The 20,342-nt window shown below is 61.1% G+C and carries 17 protein-coding genes; 15 read left to right on the top strand and 2 right to left on the bottom strand.

Translation table 11 applies throughout. The features are described 5' to 3' along the window. Positions 1-720: 720 nt before the first annotated feature. On the top strand, positions 721-1,920 hold the full coding sequence (locus G5S42_RS39645; RefSeq protein ID WP_176112194.1) for a replication initiation protein: 1,200 nt from the start codon (positions 721-723) through the stop codon (positions 1,918-1,920). Between the two features lie 298 nt (positions 1,921-2,218). Here the strand turns inward: G5S42_RS39645 and G5S42_RS39640 are convergent, their stop codons facing one another. After that, complete coding sequence (locus G5S42_RS39640; RefSeq protein WP_176112193.1) at positions 2,219-2,767, bottom strand: hypothetical protein; 549 nt, start codon at positions 2,765-2,767, stop codon at positions 2,219-2,221. A gap of 831 nt (positions 2,768-3,598) precedes the next feature. On the opposite strand from G5S42_RS39640, the gene G5S42_RS39635 reads away from it, so the two are divergent. From G5S42_RS39635 to G5S42_RS39570, 14 genes are read left to right on the top strand one after another with little or no spacing between them, the layout of a single operon-like run. Continuing rightward, a complete protein-coding gene (locus G5S42_RS39635) occupies positions 3,599-4,300 on the top strand; it encodes a VirB8 family type IV secretion system protein (protein WP_176112192.1) in 702 nt (233 codons plus the stop codon). Further along, the gene (locus G5S42_RS39630; RefSeq protein WP_176112191.1) at positions 4,297-5,181 is read left to right on the top strand and encodes a TrbG/VirB9 family P-type conjugative transfer protein; all 885 of its coding nucleotides are present in this window, start codon (positions 4,297-4,299) and stop codon (positions 5,179-5,181) included. The genes G5S42_RS39635 and G5S42_RS39630 overlap by 4 nt, the downstream gene beginning before the upstream one ends. A 12-nt stretch (positions 5,182-5,193) precedes the next feature. Next, complete coding sequence (locus G5S42_RS39625) at positions 5,194-6,492, top strand: TraB/TrbI/VirB10 family type IV secretion system protein (RefSeq protein WP_176112190.1); 1,299 nt, start codon at positions 5,194-5,196, stop codon at positions 6,490-6,492. Next, entirely contained in the window at positions 6,485-7,288 is an 804-nt protein-coding gene (locus G5S42_RS39620; protein WP_176112189.1) for a transglycosylase SLT domain-containing protein, read from the top strand. Before G5S42_RS39625 ends, G5S42_RS39620 begins: the two co-directional genes overlap by 8 nt. Next, positions 7,285-8,586 (top strand): TrbG/VirB9 family P-type conjugative transfer protein, encoded by a 1,302-nt coding sequence (locus tag G5S42_RS39615; protein WP_176112188.1) that lies wholly within the window; start codon positions 7,285-7,287, stop codon positions 8,584-8,586. Before G5S42_RS39620 ends, G5S42_RS39615 begins: the two co-directional genes overlap by 4 nt. After that, on the top strand, positions 8,586-9,014 hold the full coding sequence (locus tag G5S42_RS39610; protein WP_176112494.1) for a lytic transglycosylase domain-containing protein: 429 nt from the start codon (positions 8,586-8,588) through the stop codon (positions 9,012-9,014). The genes G5S42_RS39615 and G5S42_RS39610 overlap by 1 nt, the downstream gene beginning before the upstream one ends. 3 nt (positions 9,015-9,017) lie before the next feature. Continuing rightward, positions 9,018-9,629 carry a toxin co-regulated pilus biosynthesis Q family protein gene (locus G5S42_RS39605; protein WP_176112187.1) on the top strand — a complete coding sequence of 204 codons (612 nt, stop codon included), beginning with the start codon at positions 9,018-9,020 and terminating at the stop codon, positions 9,627-9,629. 4 nt (positions 9,630-9,633) lie between these two features. Further along, a complete protein-coding gene (locus G5S42_RS39600; protein ID WP_176112186.1) occupies positions 9,634-11,247 on the top strand; it encodes a type II secretory pathway protein in 1,614 nt (537 codons plus the stop codon). 8 nt (positions 11,248-11,255) lie between these two features. Beyond that, on the top strand, positions 11,256-12,584 hold the full coding sequence (locus tag G5S42_RS39595; protein ID WP_176112493.1) for a type 4b pilus protein PilO2: 1,329 nt from the start codon (positions 11,256-11,258) through the stop codon (positions 12,582-12,584). Beyond that, on the top strand, positions 12,571-13,293 hold the full coding sequence (locus tag G5S42_RS39590) for a hypothetical protein (protein WP_176112185.1): 723 nt from the start codon (positions 12,571-12,573) through the stop codon (positions 13,291-13,293). The genes G5S42_RS39595 and G5S42_RS39590 overlap by 14 nt, the downstream gene beginning before the upstream one ends. A 3-nt stretch (positions 13,294-13,296) precedes the next feature. Then, a complete protein-coding gene (locus G5S42_RS39585; RefSeq protein ID WP_176112184.1) occupies positions 13,297-15,555 on the top strand; it encodes an ATPase, T2SS/T4P/T4SS family in 2,259 nt (752 codons plus the stop codon). After that, complete coding sequence (locus G5S42_RS39580) at positions 15,552-16,685, top strand: type II secretion system F family protein (RefSeq protein WP_176112183.1); 1,134 nt, start codon at positions 15,552-15,554, stop codon at positions 16,683-16,685. The genes G5S42_RS39585 and G5S42_RS39580 overlap by 4 nt, the downstream gene beginning before the upstream one ends. Positions 16,686-16,702: 17 nt before the next feature. Then, positions 16,703-17,311 carry a type 4 pilus major pilin gene (locus G5S42_RS39575; RefSeq protein WP_176112182.1) on the top strand — a complete coding sequence of 203 codons (609 nt, stop codon included), beginning with the start codon at positions 16,703-16,705 and terminating at the stop codon, positions 17,309-17,311. 12 nt (positions 17,312-17,323) lie between these two features. Further along, positions 17,324-18,493, top strand: a complete 1,170-nt coding sequence (locus tag G5S42_RS39570; protein ID WP_176112181.1) for a hypothetical protein — start codon at positions 17,324-17,326, stop codon at positions 18,491-18,493. 809 nt (positions 18,494-19,302) lie between these two features. Here the strand turns inward: G5S42_RS39570 and G5S42_RS39565 are convergent. Next, entirely contained in the window at positions 19,303-20,310 is a 1,008-nt protein-coding gene (locus G5S42_RS39565) for a CAP domain-containing protein (protein ID WP_176112180.1), read from the bottom strand. Positions 20,311-20,342 lie beyond the last annotated feature (32 nt).

Raw genomic sequence — 20,342 nt, 5'->3', positions numbered from 1 at the left:
TGATTCACGAAAGAGACAACAACTGTTGTTGTTTCTTTAAAAGACAACAACTTTAAAACGTTTACGGTTGCCGGATCCTTGCTTGGTAAGGGTTTGCGGGCGGTCCGGTCATATTCTATGGGGCGAATGGTCAGGGCCTATGGGTCCATATCGTGATTTCAGGTCAGCCTTCATGGGGCGAAAGGTCACGGTTGATGGGGTTAAGTCAGGGTCCATGGGGGCTCAACCGGTTGTACCGGTAACTCATTGATGTAACGATAGTTTTCGATATGTCACATACCGAAAGGTCATGGTCTATGGGCGACAAGGTCATGGTTTATGGGGGAAAGATGTGCTCCCCATAGACCATGACTTCTCACCGCCGTAGCTGGCGGGCCGAAATCGCACTCGGCGTATCGCGGACTTCACCGCAGCCCGCTTAAGCGCTGCTATCCACCCCACAGACCCTGACCTTTACGGATCTGAGGGACAACCCCTGGAAAGCTCCCCACAGACCCTGACCTTTCGCTTGTTGTGCTGACGAAAAGCTCCCCACAAACCATGACCTTTCGCCGGCTCGGCCGCCGGCCCCACAAACCATGACTTTTCACGAGATCGAAGCGACATCGAAAGGTCAGGGTTCATGGGGAGCAGCGAGCGTGTAACAGGAAAAGTCAGTGCGAGATGAGTTGCCGACATGACTTTTTGCTCCTAGAATCTCGAAAGCCTCATGGAGAGTGCATGCCCAACATCAAGCCGCTTGGTCCCCAGGCTAGCGAACTAAAAAAGCACGTCGCCACCGTTCACGTAAGCGGCGAACTGTCGTTGCTTGAGCGAAAGATTGTGAACGTCCTGCTACTTAACGCATTCGACGATCTGCTAACGAAGAAGCGCCATACGTTGCCTGTTGGCATCTTTTGCACCATGCTAGGTTTCGACAGCAAGAACCACGACGCGTTGAAGCGTGCTTTGTTGAAGGTCATGTCGACACCTATCTCTTTCGATCTTCTTCATGACGGTGGTAAAACTGACTGGGAAGCCTCGCCACTCATTGCATACGCCAGCATCAAGAATGGCCTCTGTTCGTATGAATACAGCGACTGGCTCGCCGGGAAGCTCGCGAATCCTGACATTTACACCCTGATCAACATCAATGTTCAGCGGCAGTTTAGCGGGGGCTACGCGCTTGCCCTATACGAGAACTGTCTCCGATTCAAACGAACGGGATCGACGGGTTGGATCCCCGTCGAAACATGGCGTCGCCTACTTGGCGCCGATGCGAGCATGTACGACGAGTTCAAGCATTTCTCGGCCGAAGTGATCAAAAAGGCTGTTAAAGAGATCAATCAGGTGTCAAACATCGTCGTGTCTCCCGAGTACAAGCGAGAGGCAAGACGTGTCGTCCAGATACGCTTCCTGGTCGAGGACAATCCTCAGAAGTCGATGTACGACAACGAGGATGAAGAGCAGAAATCTATTCGGGAATCCGACGCATTTAAGCGACTTACTCGCCTTGGAGTCGGAGACAGACTCGCTATAAGCTGGATTCAACAGGAGCCAGATCGCGCGTTGCAGACAGCCATTTACGTCGAGGAGAGGGCTAAAAGCAAGCAGATCCGTGGAAACGCTGGAGGTTATGCAAGGACCGTATTCGAGAAGGCCGCTCGCATCGAAGTGGGGCCCGGCAATGGGCAGACCGAATCGGTTCCAACACTTCCCGCGGTAGCAGAAGCGGATACTTCTGCCGAAGAGCGTTCGCGCCGAACGACCGCAAGAATTAAGTCGATGACGCTAGCCGAGAAGCAAAAGTTCGCTGGCGAATATATGGCGGAAGGCGGTAAGGGAAACACATATCAGCCGGAAACTGGAACATTCAAGAACGCATTGGAGCGAACGGCTTATACCTCGTGGCTACGTGCAAAGGTCGCGGATGGTCAATGACCGTTGACCGAAAAACGCATCACGGTTGCGCCGGCTGCTACGCGCACCAAAGTCATGTAGTGGTCTAATTTCCTCGGACAGGTCGATAGGGGACAATCGTGGCGGAAGCCTTGTGAAAATAATCGCGACGCACGTTAGCGACGAGTTGTCCCTCAGCCGATCGTATATGTGTGCGACCACTGTCTCGCGTTCGTCGTTGGGAATGTTCAAGCGGTCATTGTTCGCGCGTGCTCGTAGCAGACACTCACGAACCACCGTGACGAGGAGGATTGCCGCTATCTTGTTCAAGCCGCTCGTTTCACCGGCCTGCGGCAGCCAGATCGACTGCCAACAGTACGTTAAGGAACTGCTCGAGCTCTTCGATTCGGGGGATGACACGCTCTATGTTCGTCGATTCGACACGTAGGTGTTTCCTGTCCCGGCCAAGCCTGATACGGATCCCCCGCGGGGCCGGCCGTTTGCCAGTAGTCAAGATTCCCAAGACGTCTTCTGGCCTCGTGTTCTGCGGGACAGCTCGCGCCCGCTGCTTGATGACCTGCTCGCCGTTTTCCTTCACCAAAAACTGAAGCGTCGCGATATCCGCGAATGAAAACGCCTGCCGATCACCAAATGCACGCAGAACCTCCTCGGGCAGCCGTGCAGCCGCGAGCATCCTTGACATCTGCGCTCGAGAAACCCCCAATTCTGAAGCAAGTGCCTTTTGGGTCGGCCAGAGTCCCTGCTCAATTAGAGCCAGATAGAACCGGCCGATGACAACGAGCGATTCGTTTGCCGCCTTCAGGCGTTTGTGGGTTGCAATCGCTGTCCGCTGGTTTGGGATCTCTCTGGCAGAAAAGTCGAATTTCATTTTTACCTTAGGAATACTGAATGGCAGCGGAAGCTGTCGTGCTGGTTACGCTTCCTGAACTGCGGGAACACCGCACGCTTCTCAATGAAGTTAGCGTTGGCGCGCTCTAGGTCCTTCTGACTCTGTTGCAGGGGTGAACCGGGGCATGCAAGCAATCGTATCAGCATTGACGCGTTGTCAAGGACGCCTTTGGCGTCCGCGCATTCCTTCCCCGTCGTGAACGACAATCCTTGACGCGCTTGTGGATCAGGTGAGGTGCAGGGATTTTTTGACGTCGCGCGGAAAGATCCGTGCAAACGGGAAAAGCGCTGGCGCAAGGCAGCTGAGTCAGCGATGGTGAAGCTTGGCAAACCGCACTTGCCTGCAACCTAAGCTTGATCTCGGCCTATTGGCGTCGGATTTCGCCTAAAAGGTGGAATTTGATGTTGATGCACCGACTATTATTACTCATTTTGATATAAAAGTTTCAGCCGGCTGAAACTTTTTCGGGCTCCGGTAAAATGGCCAGCCTCATCGCATGTATCTGATTTTCCTGAAAATTCGCTTCTCGCGAGTCGACCGAACCGCCAACAAAATACCGAACGAAGCCATGGAACGCGTGGAATCGGATCGCACGTAAAGTCTGTGTGAGACTAACCCGCGAGACGGGCTCGATTAACCCGGAAAGCTACCCAAAATCCCTCATCATTTCGGGTTAAGGCCGTCAGCCGGCTGACACCGCGCAAGCCAGGAACTCGAGGCCAAAAAGCCTCCATAAATCGCACCTCTTTTGCATGACTTGCTTCCCATGCGGACTGATTCAATGGAGTCGGTTCAAATGGAACGAGCGTCATGCCTCTTTTCCGAAGCAAAAAGCAGATAGCACTGTCTACCGCCCCTGGGGGCTACTCCGAAGATGATCCCGAGAAGATCATCTTCGATAACGGTTCGCGCCTGCGCGTTGAAGCGAACCACTGGAAGACCTTCTGCTTCATCCTCGTGTTCATTGCTGGCGGCGCAATCTACACCCGAAATCCAGCGCCGTCCGTCGTGAAGGCCTATGGTGTGTCGGGGGACGCGAACGGCCATGCTGTCGTCACCCAACTGACGGCATACAAGCCAGACGATCAGGCTATCCGCACCTCGCTTCGTGAGACCGTCGAGCGATGGTTCACGATCGAGCCGGTGCTCACCGATGACATCCAGACCTCGCGCATGGCTCGCAACATCAACGGCGTGAAGGCCATGATGGTCGGCAATGCACGCAACCAGTTCGGCGACTGGGTCAAGACGGATGCACCGTTCCAGCAGATCACGCTCAACCCGAAGCTGGTGCGGGAAGTACGCGTGACCAACGTCGCGATGCTCGAAGACTCGACCGCGGTGGTGGAGTTCACGACAAGCACGACGCAATCGCCGACTGACAAGCCGGTGGTGCAGAAGTACGCCCTGACGTTCCGCTACCAGATCATTCCCCCGACTTCGGAAGACGCGCTCGGTATGAACCCGTTCGGCGTTTTCTATCCGTTGTTCTCAATCCAAAAGACCCAATGATGATCGACTCCCGCACGCTCGCCTCGTGGGTCGCGGCTCTTGCCTGCGTCACGGTGGTTTGCTCGCCAGTGTCTGCTGCAGGGAAGGGCAGCCCGGTTCCGTCCGCACCCTTCGATATCGCCACTGCGATTGGCGATCCCATGAGCCCGGTGAATCCCTATAACGCCGGTACCGACCCGATCACCATGCCCGGCGACGCCCGCATGGCGGTGTTCTCCTATAGCCGCGACCAGATCTACCGCATCATGACTGCGCCGCTCAAGACCACAACGATCGAGCTGGCGCGCGGAGAAGTGCTGGCGACTGAGCCCGCGCTTGGCGATTCGATCCAGTGGATCGTGGATACCGACGGGTCGAACCACGTGTTTATCAAGCCGGTCAAGCCGGGTCTTGTCAACACGCTGCACCTCACGACCAATCAGCGAGAGTACGACATGACACTCGTCTCCTCGCCGATGGGTGGCCTCTTCTATCAGACCGTGCGGTTCAACTATCCCGGTTCGCTGATGGCCAAGGTTCGCGCGCGCGAGGACAGCAACGCTGACACGACCGATGCGGGGCAGGGTGGACCCCATGCCAATGGTTCCGGTCCGCTCGGTGTGTCGCCCGACAAGCTGAACTTCGACTACACGGTTTCTGGCTCAGCACCGTTCCGGCCGGAGACGGTATTCGACGATGGCAAGTCGGTATGGCTGCGCCTGCCTGCGAATGCGCCTTTTGCAGTGCCGATCGTGAAGGATCATGGAGACAACGTCAGCCCCAACTTCATCCGTCGTGGGCAATACATCGTCGTGCAGGAAGTGCCCGACGAGATCGTCCTGCGCGCTGCGAACGACCAGGTCACGATCAGGCGCGGTCGTCCCGGCATCTTCGGCTTCTGAGAGCACGCGCACATGACAGGGCTAAACGGACAGCCGACGGGCGCGCAGGCGCAGATCGTCAAGGGGAAGTCTCCACGCAACGCGCTCATCAGCGCGGGCGCAGTCGCGGCCGTCGTCATTGCGGCACTCGGCTTCTACTATCAGGTCAAGGAGAGCGCCAAGGCCGACGACGAGGCGAAACTTGCAAAGAAGGCCAAACAGGCAGAAGTGGTCGACAGGTCGAACAGCACCGAGGACGTCGACAAGCTCATTGAGGATCAGCAATCGGCCGCACGACGGATTGCGGCGTCCGAGGCGAGAGCCGCCGCGTTGCCGCGCGCGGCTTCCGCTGCAGCGCCCAGCCTCGCACCAGGTCTGACCGCGGATAACTTCGTCGCTGACCAGCGCACTCGCGAACTCAGGACGCAGGCGGATACCGACGCAATTTACGCGTCGGCGATCTTCCGTCCCGGCGTCAAGGTCAAGGATTCCGGGACCGCGCAGGCGACCTTGCCACCGGGCATCCTCACGCCGCAGCAGATTGCCGCGCGACAGGCATCCGCCCAGCAGGCTGCCACCGGTGCAGCCGGTGCACAGGTCGCCGCAGCGCTGGCGGCAGCGGGCATTGGTCCGGAGGCCGGGCGTGGCGCCGTTTCATCGACGCAGGACCGCGACACGGCGTTTATCAGGACCGCAGCAGGGCAATCCGGCAACGGCGAGGATTTTTCCCGCGGCGGCTTCGTTGGACAGGCGCACGGTTGCGTGCTTTCGCCGCCGCACCACATTCCCGTGCTCTCCATCGAGGGGCTGAATTCCGATCGTCCCGGCACCGCTGCGCTCATGGTGGAAAAGGACGTCTACGACAGCATTCGCGGTGACTGCCTGATGATCCCGAAGGGCACGATGATCACCGCGCCCTACAGTTCGGATATCCAGCCCGGCCAACAGACCATTCTCGTGGCGGCAACCGAAATGCGGCTACCCAACGGCAAGCATGTGCCGCTCTACGGCGGGCAGGGTGCGGATGCAGATGGGTCGGCAGGGTTGTCCGGCGACGTCAACAGCCACTTCCTGAAGATCTTCGGCACGTCGTTCCTCACGGCGATCCTTCTGGGCGCATTCGACAAGGGCGGCACGTCGTCGACCACCACTGGCCCGCTCGGCGTCACGCAGGTGGGCACGACGGCCGGACAGGTCGCGGCGCAGACGTCGCAGTCTGTTCTCGATCGCTACAAGAACATCCCGCCCACGATCACGACGGGCCCGGGCGAGCGCCGCTTCATGATCAAGGTCAATCGCGACATCTACATGGAGCCGTACCGCGGTGACTAGGCGCCTCGTCATCCTCTCGCTGGCGGCGCTTTCGATAACAGGCCGCGCGGCGACCATCGAGAACATCATCAGCCCGACGAGCCTCGTGCTGACGCAGGCAGGCGCACGCTCGGTCGCGAACTTCGATGGCAAACCCGTTTTCTACTGCGGGCTGAAAGCGTTCGAATCGTGGGCCGCACCACTCGTCGGCCAGCCGGTGCGCAGCAATCCCGAGACCGGTATGACGGTGTCTGTCGATGCGCGCGAGGTTCCGCTCGAGCGTCTGCTGGTGAAGAAGGGCTGGCTGCAACCTGTCGTGCTTGATGACGACGCGCAGGCTGCGGTCGCGGAAGGTCGTGGCGGCTGGGCGTGCGCAGGCGCGACGGCGCCGTTCGAGCTGATGCATGCGAGCGTCGATCCGAAGGTGCTGGCGGGCATCGCGCTCAATGAATCTGCCTTCAATGGCCGGGCATGGCCATGGACCCTGAACGTTGCAGGGCAGGGCTATTTCTTCAGATCGCGCGAGGACGCATATCGCGTGATCCAGTCGCTGATCGCGCGCGGGCGGTGCGACTTCGACGTAGGCCTCATGCAGGTGAACTGGTGCTGGCATGCGCGGCGCTTCGCTTCGCTGTGGGAAGCCCTGGCACCTGTGACCAGCATCCGCGTCGCTGAGGACATTCTCAACGAGAACTACAGCAAGACTCACTCGGTCGCGAAGGCGATCGCGTATTACCACAGCCCCAATCCGGCTCCGGGGCAGGCGTATCTCGCGCGTTTCGCGCGACACCTCAACCAGATCCAGACCGGCCTATGAAGCTCAACGTTTCCCGAATTGCTCTTGCCTGGCTCGCGCTGTTCGGCGCGATCACGGCACATGCGGCGAACACTGACCCATTCGATTTCGATTACGAGATTGCAGGCGGTATCGCAGAACGTCCTGCGCTCATCTTCAACGACGGATCGAAGACCTACATCCAGCCTCGCGCGGGCCAGGTTATTTCCGCGGTCGGTGGCCACGCGGAAGGCCCCTATGTCGTGGTCGACGGCACGCCCGAAACGGTCACGTACACGGTGGCCGGCCGGCAGGCCAGTGCGCGCTGGACGAAGGCGAACACGTTCATCGCCGGCGGAGCGCGTGGTGCGCTCGCGGCTTTGCGTGGCGATCAGCCCGCTGGTTTCGATGGCTTCACCAATCGCCTCGTGGTCATCGGCACGCATGGTGCGCTCGAACCGGTCCGCGCGCTCAAGGCGAGCATGCCCGTGGCCAGCTTCGTGAAGGCGTTGGCTCCGCAGGGCTGGACCGGGTCTGCACAGAAGGATGTGGACATCACGGATGCAAGCGCCTTTGCAACGCGCGCGGGCGAGAACTGGATGCAGGCGCTCGATCGCCTGATGACGCAAACCGGACTGTACGCGGACATCGACTTCACGTCGCGCCACATCCGCCTGCACCGCGATACGCCGAAGTCCGGCGCGCTCAACTATGCGGCTGGCGAGAAACCGCAAGCTGATGCGGCCGCGCAGACCGTGGCTGCAAAAACAGACGAAGCGGCATCGCCCACTCCGCCGGCATCGCTGCTGGCCGAATACTTCGGCGCGCAGGCGATCCGCGACGGCGACGACACGCATACACAGATCCGCTTCACGTCGAAGCCGACCGGGGAGCTGACGTTCAGAACGCCCGAAGGCCGTTCGCTGCATCCGAAGTGGGATGCCGGCACGAACGTGATGACCATCGAGCGCGCCGAGCGCGTGGTCGTGTCGGACGGCACGAAGACGGTCGAGCTCGCGCGTTCAGCGGGGACTGTCTATGAATTCGACACTCCCAGTCCGGCGCATCTAGAGGCTGTGTTCGACCGCGACGGCCACACCTATTTCAAGTTCGCTGACTCGGTGGTGCAGATCAACGTGGCGGACGTGAAGCACCTGGGTTCCGGTGAGCAGAAGGGCCGGTACTACATGTTCAGCGGCACGGCCGAACAGTTCATCGTCACCGCGGACGGCAATACGGTGAACGTCACACGTCGCCACGACGTGAAGTATTTCGAGCGTCCTGTGCCCGGTTCTCCTGCCGCGCCGACGGCGCCCGCAACGGCGGTGGCCAAATCGTGATGCAAGCCGCGCCCATTTCCGTTGTCTGCGCGGTACTGCTTGGCTGCACCGCCGTTGCGCGTGCTGAGTGCCTGGATGACGCCGCTGCCTACCGGCATATCAGCGCACAACTCGTGCGCGCGATCGCGCAGCACGAATCCGGCATGCAGCCAAACGCGGTGAACGTGAACAGCAACGGGACCGAAGACATTGGCCTGATGCAGATCAACTCATCGTGGCTACCCAGGCTTGCCCGGTATGGCATTCGCCGGGAACACCTTTTCAACGCCTGCGTGAACGCCTACGTCGGTACGTGGATTCTGGCCTCGAACATCAGACAGTTCGGGCCGACCTGGAAGGCCGTGGGTGCCTATAACGCGGTTTCGACGCAGAAGCAGCTGATCTATGCCAACGCAATCTATCGCCGCCTGCAGCGGCAGGGGCAATAACGAATGAACGTGACCATCGAACGCAATGAACGGGTGCGCGTGATCGCGCGTGTGCTGGCTGCACTCGCGCTAGTGGGCGCATCAGGCTGGAGCCACGCCGCAATCGACCCGGACCAGTCGCACGTCGCGGCCCCCGCCGGCGACGGATGGCAGATCCTCGCGGCAGTCCCGTCGTCTCGCGCGACAACAGCGATTTCTGCACCAGCACCGGCGCCCGCGCCCGCACTCGCGCCAGCCCCCGCGGTGGTTGCTGCACCCGTTGCACGGACGGCATTGGATGCCTCGTCCTCACAGACCGCAACAGGTGTTGCCTCGGTGGTTCTGCCGGGCACTCCGACAGCACCGGCTGCCACGCTGACGCTTTCGCTCTCGCCGCAGGACCTCAATCTGCGCAACGCGCTCGACCGCTGGTTGCAGACGCAGGGCTGGCAACTTGCGTGGAAGGTCGATGACGATCTGCCGCTCGAATTCAACGCGACTTTCTCTGGCGACTTCACGACCGTTCTCACGCAGGTCATGCAGGCGACCAATCATATGCGCGTGCCCACGCGCATCTGCCGTCACACGAACAACGTCATCCGCGTCATCGCGCGCGCGGCCAACTGCCAGGACTAACACCATGCGTCACGCATCCATTATCAAAACTGGCCTTTCCGTCGCCTGCTCGCTGATGATCGCAGGTTGCGCGGTCAATCAGAGCGACATCAACGCGGCCTACGACGGGGCTCATCGCACCGGGAGCGACGCGATGGCCAATCTGCCCGGTTCGATGGCACTGGTGGAAGACGTGCCAACGGCGTTCCTCGGCGACCGGCTCGTGCCTGTCGCGTATGAAGCGACGCTGCCCGCCACCTTCCGCGAGAAGAAGGTGACGATGCCTGCGAACATCGGTATCAGGCAGATTTCGACCCTCATCTCGGGCGCAACCGGTTATCCGGTCCATCTGAGCCCCGACGTGTTCGTGCCGCGCAGTTCGCTGGTGCCGCGAGAGTCGGCGGGGGGCAAGGGCACAACGACAGGATTGAACGGCAATGCCTATGAAGAGCCTGTCTACAGGCAGGTATTCACGGGCTATGCCGGCGCGTATCTGACACGCATGACCGAAGACCTCGGTCTCGACTGGTCGTTCGACGGCTCGACCATCAACATCACGCGCTTTGTCACGCGCATGTATCAGATTGCCGCGATCCCGGGCAAGGTGTCGATCAAGTCGACCATGTCCAAGGGCATGGACACCTCGACGGGCAACCAGGCGAACGGCACCGGTGGATCGGGCGGCAATACGGGCTCTTTTGCGGCACAGACGTCGACGGGGCGGGAAGGGGATTTCGACCAGATCAAGGCGATCAGCGATGCACTCGACAAGCTGCGCTCGCCAATGGGCCGTGTGACCGTGAACCCGCAAAGCCGCCTCGTGATGGTCTACGACACGCGTGAGGCGGCAGACCGCATGGGCAAGCTGCTCGCGCAGGAAAACGCCGTTTCGACGCGTCAGGTGATGCTGCGCGTGCGCACGCTGCAGATCGCGCTGAACAACGGCAGTCAGGCGGGCGTGAATGCCGACGTGGTGTTCAACTATATCCAGGGCGGTCTTGCCAAGTATGCGGTCAGCTTCACGTCGCCCACATCGCTCTCGTCGGGCGGCGGTACGGTCGGCCTGTCAGTGCTGCAATCGAATGCGCCGTTCTCCGGCACGAACGCTGTCATCAACGCACTGAACCAGTATGGCCGCACGGTGCAGGACAGCACGCAGACGAAGATGACGCTTAACGGCCTGCCCGTTTCCATCGCCTCGTTCCAGAGCGACGACTATCTGCGCTCGACCTCGCCGTCTGCGGGGAGCCTCACGGCCACGTCTGGGGGCGTGCCGGGTCTCACGCCCGGAACGGTGACCACCGGTGACTTCGTCAACATCCTGCCAGCGGTCAACGACCACAACCAGATCATCCTCTCGTACTGGGCCGACAGTTCGAAGCTCAATGGCCCATTCACGTCGGCGTCTGTCGGCTCTGGCCAGACGCTGCAACAGATCCAGCTCGCACACACAACCGGCAGCAAGGAGGACCAGACGATCGCGCTGTCTGATGGTCAGACGGTCGTGCTGTACGGCCAGATGACGGACCTTGCGAACAGCACGACGAATGGCGGTATCGCGGGTATCACGGGTCTGTGGAACAAGTCGAAGACCTTCCAGGTGATCATGCTGACGGCTACGGTCGTCCCGTCGATGTGAGCACGGGCATGCACATTACCGATCCGCTGCCGCGCGAGAAGAACGCGCGCCTGGTTTTCGGACTGGACTGGCGCGCGTATCCTGCAAAACAGATGCGCGCCGAGCGCCGCCGATACGGCGATGATTTCGGCGCGACGCACTACATCGAATACAAGGTCGGCAAGGACACTATCGGTGGTTTCTGCGCACCTGAGACGGGTGAGATCAAGGGCGCGCGCCTGTATTCGGGAGCGGCGCGGATCGCCCAGCACGAACGTGTGAAGGGAAGGGCTGCCGTACTCGTCATGCTGCAGGATGACCAGCGCGTGCACGTCGTCTTCGTGGTGCGTGGTGTCGTACGCAGCGACGAGGTTCTCACGGTACCGAAGGCGCACGAAAGGCGTCTGACGATCGAGCAGGAATGCCTGCGGTTGAATCTGGCGCTGACCACGCTCGGTTCCGGCCAGGCCGTGGGAGACGTGGACGAGAGCTTCGGCGCGGCCGCGCTGCTTGACGATCGCAAGACTGGCCGCATCGCGAAAGTACCGGTCAACCTGCCGACACTCGTGCCGGTGCTGGTGATTGCCGCGGCCGTTGTATTCGGTGGCATCCAGCTGCTGGACCTGCTCAATCCTCCTGCACCGCCTGCGCCAAAAGAGCCGTCGCTCGAAGATCGATATGAGGCGCTTGTGCGTCAGACCTTCGCGGCAAAGATGCCGCGCGCCAATCTGCTCGCGCCAGCGCTTCTTTCCACGCTTGGCAACAGCGAATCAGTCGTGGCGGGCTGGGTCTTTGAGAAGGCAGTGTGCGCGACGCAGGGCTATTGCGCCATGACCCTTCGCCGATACGGCGGGAGCTTTGAGGACCTCCGCCAGGCGGCGCCCGAGGCGATGCGTCCGCTGCGCTTTGATGCGGATGGTCTGCATGCCGGAGCGCGCGGTCCGCTGGTGCCGGGCGTCGCGTTCGTGACAGCCAGTGACAAGAAGGCATGGCCGACCGAGCAGGGACTGATCGACGCCCTGCAGACACCACCGCAGAAGCTTTCGACCAAACCATTCGAGCTGATCAGCTACGGGTACACGGTTCACATCGAACCTGCCAGGCCGTTACTCGCGATCCCGCCGGGCGCAACCGGCCCGCGGCCCGCGCAGATGATTCGTGTCGGTACATGGGAGATCAACGGCTTTCGCTGGCAATCACCGTTGCTCGCGAAGCTGCCATCGAACATGACGCTCGACTCCATAACCGTTGAGCTGAAGCTGACCGAACAGGGCGCAACAGGAAAAACGGGCAGCGGCACAGCCGACCAGGGTGGTATTCATTTCACAGCGAAGGGCAAATACTATGTTCTCGAATAAACGGCTGACGGCGATTGCCAGTGCATTGACGCTGATCACCGGTGCTGCGCAGGCGCAACAGACGAAGCCGGCTTCGCCGCACATGCAGACGGCGAGCGTGCGCGTACCCTCGGCCAATCTCGACATGGGTTCGCCAGGCGCTGCTTCGCCCTCCGCCGCTTCTCAACCGGTTTCGCAACCGGTCTCGCAATCCGTCTCGCAACCGGCAGCGCAGAGGTTACCGGCTCCCACTGCGCCGCACCTGTCGATCGACGAGATCGACCAGATTACCCGTTCGAAAATTGCACGGCAGCTTGCCGGCGATGGCGGGCCGCAGGGTACTGCTGTCACGCTCAACGCGCCTGCGCCTTCGACAGTGCCCGTCACTGCGCAGGTCATCAGGGCGACACCGCCGGCTTCCCACGCGGAACCGGTGCGATTCGTTGGCGCTTTCAGCGATACGAGCGGAACGTCGGTGCTGTACGACTACCGCAACGCCTCCTATCCCGCGCATGTTGGCGTGAAGCTGCTCAATGGCTGGACCGTGAAGCGGGTTGATGGATTCGTTGTCACTGTCACCGATGGCAAGCGTACCTGGACCGAAACCATCAGCGGCCGCACGGCCAATACGTCCGACAACGCGCAGCAGCCGGGCGGTCCGGCGCGAACGCTGAGTGATCTCGGTGGTCCGCTGCCTTCCTCCTTTCCTCTTTCCGCTGCCGCACGATAAACGATGAGCCTGTTCAACGGTATTGAAAAAGACGAGCCGTCCTCGCGCGGCATTCTTGGGCGGTTGCGTGCACTGCGCGCCGGGTTCACTGACGAATCCCCCGCGTCGATGCCTATCGCGGGTGCAGGGCGCAAGGAGGACACGGATCGCGAGCCGCGCTTCGTGCGTAGGGACAAGCCACTCAAGGCAGAGTCTGTAGACACGAAGCCGGGCCAGCCTATGACGTTGGGCATGCGACTGAGAATGGGCGACGTCACTGACGTCGAAGCCAATGACAGCGACGCGCACGAGGCGGCCGGCGTCGATCCTGCACAGCCGGAAGCACCCCGTCACCCGGCGCGAGTTGAGCCGACGATTGACCACGCGGCTGAAGCGCAACGGGCCGCGGAGAACGTCCCCGGAACGACGCAGGCCGATGTTCCTGAGTCAGCGATGGCGTCGCCCGTCATGCGACGCAATACGGCTGAGTCCGACGAGTCTCGGGGCGAAGCGCATGACGTTGCACCGCAGGCAATGCCGCCGACACAGCCCGCCGAGGGGATGCACGAGGCGCACGAAGTCCATGCACAAGCTGACGTGGTGTCGCAGCAGGCGGAGTTCCTGCCGTCAGGCCTGCGGCAGCTGGTGGCCGCCGACGCACTGGGTTTCAAGCGCATCCTCAGTGAGCGCGGTCAGGATGCAACCCTGCGCATTACCGATGCGGCGCGCCGCGAGTTTGTGGCGGTCGAAGTGCAAGCGGGGATGGCGATCGTCATCACGACTCGCACGTTCCACGAGTCCGCGCTGTATCCGACCTATGTGAAGGATCTCGAGCGCGCCGACATCAAGGTGCATGAAGAGATGATCGCAACGGACGCGGTGATCGCCGCGATCTACGCGACCGAGCGCAACCGCTCGGCGGCCATCCTTCCGGAGAGTTCGCGTGCGATCGGCACCTTTCGCGACGTGGCCGAAGCCGCACACGCGTATGGCGCCGGTGACATCCACTTCGAGTACCGCGACTTCAACGACGATGTCGAAGTCCGGTTCCGCGTAAACGGAGACCTTTACACGTACCGCAAGCTGCCCAAGGCGCTGGTGCGTCGCGCGCTGTCGGCTGCCTATCAGGATCTCGTCGCGCGCAACACCAACTCCGGCGAGACGTTCCAGCCTACTGCTTCGCAGTCGGCAATGATCCCGCTCGTTGTGCATTCCGACATCGTCAACATCCGCTGGCAGAGTTCACCGCTCGTTGGCGGGTTCGACGTCGGTCTGCGGCTGCTCGACGGCAACTTCCGGAACCTGAAGGTGCTGATGCCGGAACAGATGGGGCTGCAGACGTCCCAGTTGCGCATCGTTCAGGCGCTGGGCAACGTCAGCGGCGGGGTCACGGTCTTCACCGGAGAGACGGGCTCGGCCAAGTCCACGTTGCTGCGTGCGATGTCCTTCATGCTCGCGTCTCGTGACCTGCGCAAGCAGTTCGCAGTCAATGAACCGTCCGAGTATCCGCAGCCGTGGCTCTCGGACATTTCGATTCCGCGTCGTCCCGATGAGACCGACGAAGAAGCGAACCGCAAGTGCGCCGAGGTGATCCGAACGCTGATGCGCATGGACCCCGACGATGTGACGGTCGGGGAGATCCGGGACCGCGTTGTCGCCGGGCTCGTGGCTGAGCTCGCACTCACAGGGCATCCGGTGCGTACCACGCTTCATGCGGATAGCGCGATCGGCGCATTCATGCGCCTGGCCGGTGGGCGCCTGCAGTTGCCGATGGACGAAGTGTCCTCGGAGAAGTTCATCAATGCGGTCGCGAACCAGAAACTGATCCCCCTTCTGTGCCCCCACTGCAAGGTGCCGGCGCGCGATGTGATGCCCGCAGCGCAGATTGAAACGCTCGAACGCAAGTTCGGTCTGGACACCTCGAAGATGGCTTGCCGCGACGAAGCCGGTTGCGAACACTGCCGCCTGAAGGGACTGTTCACACGGGCGGGCAAGGTCGCGGCCGGTACGAAAGGGCAGACGCTTGCAATGGAGATCTTCCGGCCGACGTTGGAGTTTCTGGACCGCGTTGCCGAACGCGACTGGCGCGGCGCTGAAAGCGTGTGGCGATCGGCGCGCACGACCGGCTTTGACACCGATGACATGACGGGCAAGACGATCTACGAGCACGCACTCTTCAAGGCGTCGCAAGGGATCATCGATCCGCGCTTCATCGACACCGCGATGCGTCCGTTCGACGAATACCGGATCTTCGCTGACCGTGACGGGAGGCTGCCGTCGTGATCCGGGGACTGATTCATACACTCTTCATGGCGCTGCCGCAGAAGGAGCGGCTGCGCATCGCCAGATTGCGCTTCCAGAAGGTGCGCGAGACCTTCTATCGCGAGACACGTCTGGACGTGGCGGCCAAGGGGCTGCGCAATCGCGAGACGCTGCTCGAGCGGCTGACGACCCTCGAAAAGCGTCATCGCTCGCGCAGGTGGCTCACGTGGCCGGTGTTCAATGCGGTTGCGAAGCGCATGGTCGCTGGTGACGACTTTGCCACCGCACTCAAGCCGTTCATTCCGAGCCAGGAACACGCACTCCTCGATATCGCCGGTACGTCGACGCGCGAAGACGCCGCGGTGCGCGGGCTGGAGCTCGCGGAAATGGCTGCGCACGCGGAGGGTGTGCTCGCGTCGACAACGTCGCTGGAAATGGCCTACCCCGCGTTCCTGATCGTCTATCTCTACATGTTCTGCATGCTGTTCGGCGGGGAAATCTTCCCGGCTGTCGCAGACACGAAGCCGGTCGATCAATGGCTGCCGGTAGGGCAGACGCTCTATGCGATCGACACATTCTGCTACGAGTACTGGTGGCTGAGCGCTGCGATCGCCGCGGGTCTGGTGTCGTTGTATTTCTGGACGCTCAAACGCTGGACCGGACACTTCCGCAACCGCGTAGATGCATTGCCGCTGATGTGGCGCAACCGGCGCGACCTGCGTGCTGCGCTGCTCATCGTGTCGCTTGCCGGTCTCTTCGATTCAAATCTCGTCCTGCGCGCTGCGCTCGACCGGCTTGCCAAGACCGCCGACCCGTGGCTCCGGTGGCACATCGACCGCATGAGCCGGCGGCTCACGCAACGCCCCGATGAACCGATGCGGGCGCTCGATACCGGCATCTTCTCCGAGGTGGTGATCGACACGATCGCCGACGCGGCGGGGCGCGACCAGTTCGTGCAAGCCATCAAGAATCTGGGCCGAACATCGCTGGACCGCGTCGTCGCCACCGTGCGCCGCAATGCACGTATCACGCATTACGTGCTGCTCGGCTTCGCCGTCACGCTGTTTTTTGTGCTGGGCATCGGATCGTACGCGGCGACCGGCGCGGCGAGCTTCGATTCTTCCCCGACTACATCCGCTGTATCAAATTGACCGAGGCAACGAGAAAAATGAACAAGGACCCGATCCAGAATCAGACCCAGGAACAACGCAAGGCAGCGATCCTGCGCATGGGACGCCGGCGCAAACAGTCCGGTGAGCTGTCGATCATCGAAGGCGCAGCCGTCATGGCGGGTGCCGCGCTGCTTGCACTCATCGTCTATGAGGGCCGCAGCTTCGTGATGGATCGTATTCACGCGCACCAGTTCAAGAGCGAGTCGCAACTTTTCCGCAGTGGCATCCAGGACGCGACGGCGAGCGACACGGATTTTTCGGCTGAATCGCTACTCACGCTTGCGCAGAATCACGCGTTCGATTCGGCCGGTAGCCGGGTGAACAAGACGTCCGGCACGCTGACCGGTATCTTCGGTGGCTCGGTGACAGCAGCGGTCGCGACCATTTCCACGACCGACGATGCGATGGTGCTGACCTATCCGGTTCCGGCAACGGTCTGTTCGCTCGCGGTCGGCGCTGTGGCGGGCGCCTATACAAAGGTGACCGTCAATGGGACGACCGTCTCCGATCCGAATACGACCTTTAACCAGTCGACTGCGGGGACGGCGTGCAGCTCGAGCGGTGCGACGGCGAGCATCGCGATGTACGCGACGCACAACAACTAAGGACAGTCGCCCATGTTCAGCATCGTTGAGATGGTGGTCGTGCTGGTGGCCGCTGCGCTGATGACGACCGTCGCGATCAAGGAAGACGCAGCGAAGCGGCGCTCGCAGGTCATGACGGCCGAAGGCCAGAACGAGGCGGTCATCAATTCGGCGTTATCTGACTGGGTGACCAACAATTACGCGACGCTGATTGCAGGGGGCCCTGTCGCGGTGATCGCCAACCCGCCGACGCTCAATGACCTCTTTAAGCAGGAAAACCTGAAACAGCCGCACGCTCCGGGACCGTTCTGGGGCGGGTCGTACGTGATCAGCATGAGTGTCGGGCCTGCAACGTGTACGGCGAGCGCCGGTGACTGCCACGTCACCTACGTCATGTATCCGTCGAAGCCGCTCACGCGAGGCGGAGTGCCGGATATCGTTGGCGCGTCGCAGATTGCGCAGGCTGGCGGCAATTCCTTCGGGTACTCGAAAACGCAGAACGCGGGAACGATCACAGGCCTGAACGGTGCATGGACCGCGACCAATCCGCTGGGCAACGTCCCGGCCGCGATCCTTGCGACCAATGGGCCAACCTCGGACGGTAACTCGGTCTATATCCGGCGCGACGGCGCGCTGACGTGGACGGGAGACCAGAACGTCAATCACGTGAGCCTGCACAACGTTCACGACCTGGATGCAGAGGGGACGGTAAGCGCGGCGAATGTTGGAGCCACGGGCGCGGTGGCGGCAAGCGGTGCGGTAGCCGCGGGCACAAGTGTTACGGCTGGCACCACTGTCACCGCCGGTACGACGATCGGGATGGGCAGCGTGGGCTGGCCACGAACCGCTTGCCCGGCGGTGAATGCCACGGCCGGGGCAAGCGACGGTTCGGGACTGATTCTGTCGTGCCAGAAGGTGTCGGGCGTTCTGCAGTGGATGCCCATTGGCGGGCCGAAGCTGTGGTACGGCTACACCGCTATTCCCGACGGGAACGGTACGTTCGTGCCCAATCCAGTGTGTCCGGCGGGCGGGACGCCGGGGATTGTGGTGTCCGGACAGAGCACCTACACCGACCCGACCGCCTCGATCCACTACCGGGTCGATGGTACGGGCCCATGGACGGTCTATATCGTGGATGGAAGCCCAGGCGACAGCACCGTTATCCCCGGCACCGCCGTTGCGACGACGTATTGTTCCTATTGAGAATAGAGAAAAATGACAAAGCTGATAATCAGGATCGCGCTGGCCGTCTGTGCGGTGCTTGTAAGCCATGCTGCGGTGGCAGGGCCGGTAAGGTGCTCGGTCAACAATCAGGACTCGACGTGCGTCGGTCACATAACAACGGTCTGGCAGACTGCACCGACGTGTCCCACAGATCCTGGATGGACGACCGTAGCTGCGGCACAGTGGATCGGCTCGCAATACACCGCTCCACAGTGTAACTATCAGGTAAAACCGGGCTGCCCGCCTGGCTACGACCAGGCTGGCCCAGACTGGAATGGATCGGCGTGGGTCAACCTGACTTGCATCCCTCAGAACCCGCCGCCACCTACTATCGTGTCGATTACGGGATTTTGGGTATGGGGCGCTTGCGAGACCTTCACCAATGGGAACAAATCTGGCTCGATGCCAACAGCGGTCTATCAGAATAATTGGTCCGATGGATCAACCACGTATTTTCAGTATTACTTCGGTAAGCAATACCCGGTTTTGATGGACGGTAAAGGGCGGCCCTACGTGACGTCCATTGGCGACAATTGGGACACGTACGCCGACGGGAACGCTTGGCCACTTGCGTCGTTATACGCGGTGTCTAGCGGCTATCCGGGCGCTTCGATTCCACCGCAGCCCGATTACGCGTGTTCGGGTTTTAACCACTAGGTGATAAGAAAGTTCGCAAACGCCACAAAACGTAGAGCCAACAAAAAGCCCCGCGTCAGGAAACGCGGGGCTTTTTGCCTGGGGGCGATTGCCCGTGGTGAACCAGTCGAAATGTCTTGGGTTGTCGCGGATCAGCCGATCACGTTGCCGGTCGTGAACGTGAAGCTCCGCGAAAATGCCGTACCGTTACGCGTGCCGGTGAGCGACACGGTATAGGTGGTATTCGCATTCAACGGGGCGACCGGGTACGCGACAGCCTCGAACGCTGGCAATTCGTTGTTCGTATCGATTGACGAATTCAAAAGTTGCAGATTGATTACGTTACCCGACGAGTCGGTATAGGTGCCCGACGTCAGAACGATGGTATCGGCCGCGTTACCTACTACGGATACTGGCGTCCCGTAGGCACCCGAGGTATTCGGCGGCGTTGGGGTTTCGCCAATCGTCTTATACGCGACGCCAGTGGTGCCCTGACACGGGAACGTCAGGGGCAAATTGCCAGCGAGGGGCTGCATGTTCGCAATCGAATTCGACGCCTGGATTTCAGGGAACCCGTTGAACGTCGTTTCATTCCAGCCCAAGCCGATTTCCGTAACCGGCCAGGAGGCGATAGCGATGTGGTAGACGCCGCCCATCCATGCATAGGCGATCGCTTGTCCGTACGCCGCTTCGGTCAGCGTGGCGTTCGTGTAATAACCCGCGCTTTCACCTCCGATATAGACCTGCGATCCGGGAAATCCGACGTGAGCCGCGCGATCAGCATACGTGGCGCCGGTAAATCCAGGATTGCTGGCTACCTCGGTATCGGTGATGGTGCCGCCATTCTGACCCATATAGGAGGCGTGAGCTTGCGCGGCTTGATCCAGTTGGGTGTTTTCAACGAGAGACGGGAACCCGCACTGCTGACGTTGCTGGTTAATCGTGTTGAAAACAGCGAGTTGCGCGCTATCAGCGGTGTACTGCGGCGTCGTTACGTTGGCGCTGGTGGCCGTGGACGCTGGCGGGGTGCTGCTGCTCCCGTTGTTGCTGCTGGTGCCGCCGCTACTACCGCTGCTGCCACCACCGCCGCCGCCGCATGCCGAAAGGGCGAGGGCGGTTGCAAACGAAACGGCGGTCAAAGCTGAAATGTTCTTCTTCATTATTTGAAAATCCTTGGATTTGTTGTTGGCCG

This window comes from Paraburkholderia youngii, from assembly GCF_013366925.1.
In the GTDB taxonomy this organism is placed as follows: domain Bacteria; phylum Pseudomonadota; class Gammaproteobacteria; order Burkholderiales; family Burkholderiaceae; genus Paraburkholderia; species Paraburkholderia youngii.
Note: the sequence above shows the minus strand (reverse complement) of the source record. Positions and strands in the feature narration are given on the sequence as shown.

Bases quoted from the DNA above. Each gene is read 5' to 3' on its own strand.
- G5S42_RS39645 (WP_176112194.1), top strand. From the start codon at position 721: ATGCCCAACATCAAGCCGCTTGGTCCCCAGGCTAGCGAACTAAAAAAG.
- G5S42_RS39640 (WP_176112193.1), bottom strand. From the start codon at position 2,767: ATGAAATTCGACTTTTCTGCCAGAGAGATCCCAAACCAGCGGACAGCG.
- G5S42_RS39635 (WP_176112192.1), top strand. From the start codon at position 3,599: ATGCCTCTTTTCCGAAGCAAAAAGCAGATAGCACTGTCTACCGCCCCT.
- G5S42_RS39630 (WP_176112191.1), top strand. From the start codon at position 4,297: ATGATGATCGACTCCCGCACGCTCGCCTCGTGGGTCGCGGCTCTTGCC.
- G5S42_RS39625 (WP_176112190.1), top strand. From the start codon at position 5,194: ATGACAGGGCTAAACGGACAGCCGACGGGCGCGCAGGCGCAGATCGTC.
- G5S42_RS39615 (WP_176112188.1), top strand. From the start codon at position 7,285: ATGAAGCTCAACGTTTCCCGAATTGCTCTTGCCTGGCTCGCGCTGTTC.
- G5S42_RS39610 (WP_176112494.1), top strand. From the start codon at position 8,586: ATGCAAGCCGCGCCCATTTCCGTTGTCTGCGCGGTACTGCTTGGCTGC.
- G5S42_RS39605 (WP_176112187.1), top strand. From the start codon at position 9,018: ATGAACGTGACCATCGAACGCAATGAACGGGTGCGCGTGATCGCGCGT.
- G5S42_RS39600 (WP_176112186.1), top strand. From the start codon at position 9,634: ATGCGTCACGCATCCATTATCAAAACTGGCCTTTCCGTCGCCTGCTCG.
- G5S42_RS39595 (WP_176112493.1), top strand. From the start codon at position 11,256: ATGCACATTACCGATCCGCTGCCGCGCGAGAAGAACGCGCGCCTGGTT.
- G5S42_RS39590 (WP_176112185.1), top strand. From the start codon at position 12,571: ATGTTCTCGAATAAACGGCTGACGGCGATTGCCAGTGCATTGACGCTG.
- G5S42_RS39585 (WP_176112184.1), top strand. From the start codon at position 13,297: ATGAGCCTGTTCAACGGTATTGAAAAAGACGAGCCGTCCTCGCGCGGC.
- G5S42_RS39575 (WP_176112182.1), top strand. From the start codon at position 16,703: ATGAACAAGGACCCGATCCAGAATCAGACCCAGGAACAACGCAAGGCA.
- G5S42_RS39570 (WP_176112181.1), top strand. From the start codon at position 17,324: ATGTTCAGCATCGTTGAGATGGTGGTCGTGCTGGTGGCCGCTGCGCTG.
- G5S42_RS39565 (WP_176112180.1), bottom strand. From the start codon at position 20,310: ATGAAGAAGAACATTTCAGCTTTGACCGCCGTTTCGTTTGCAACCGCC.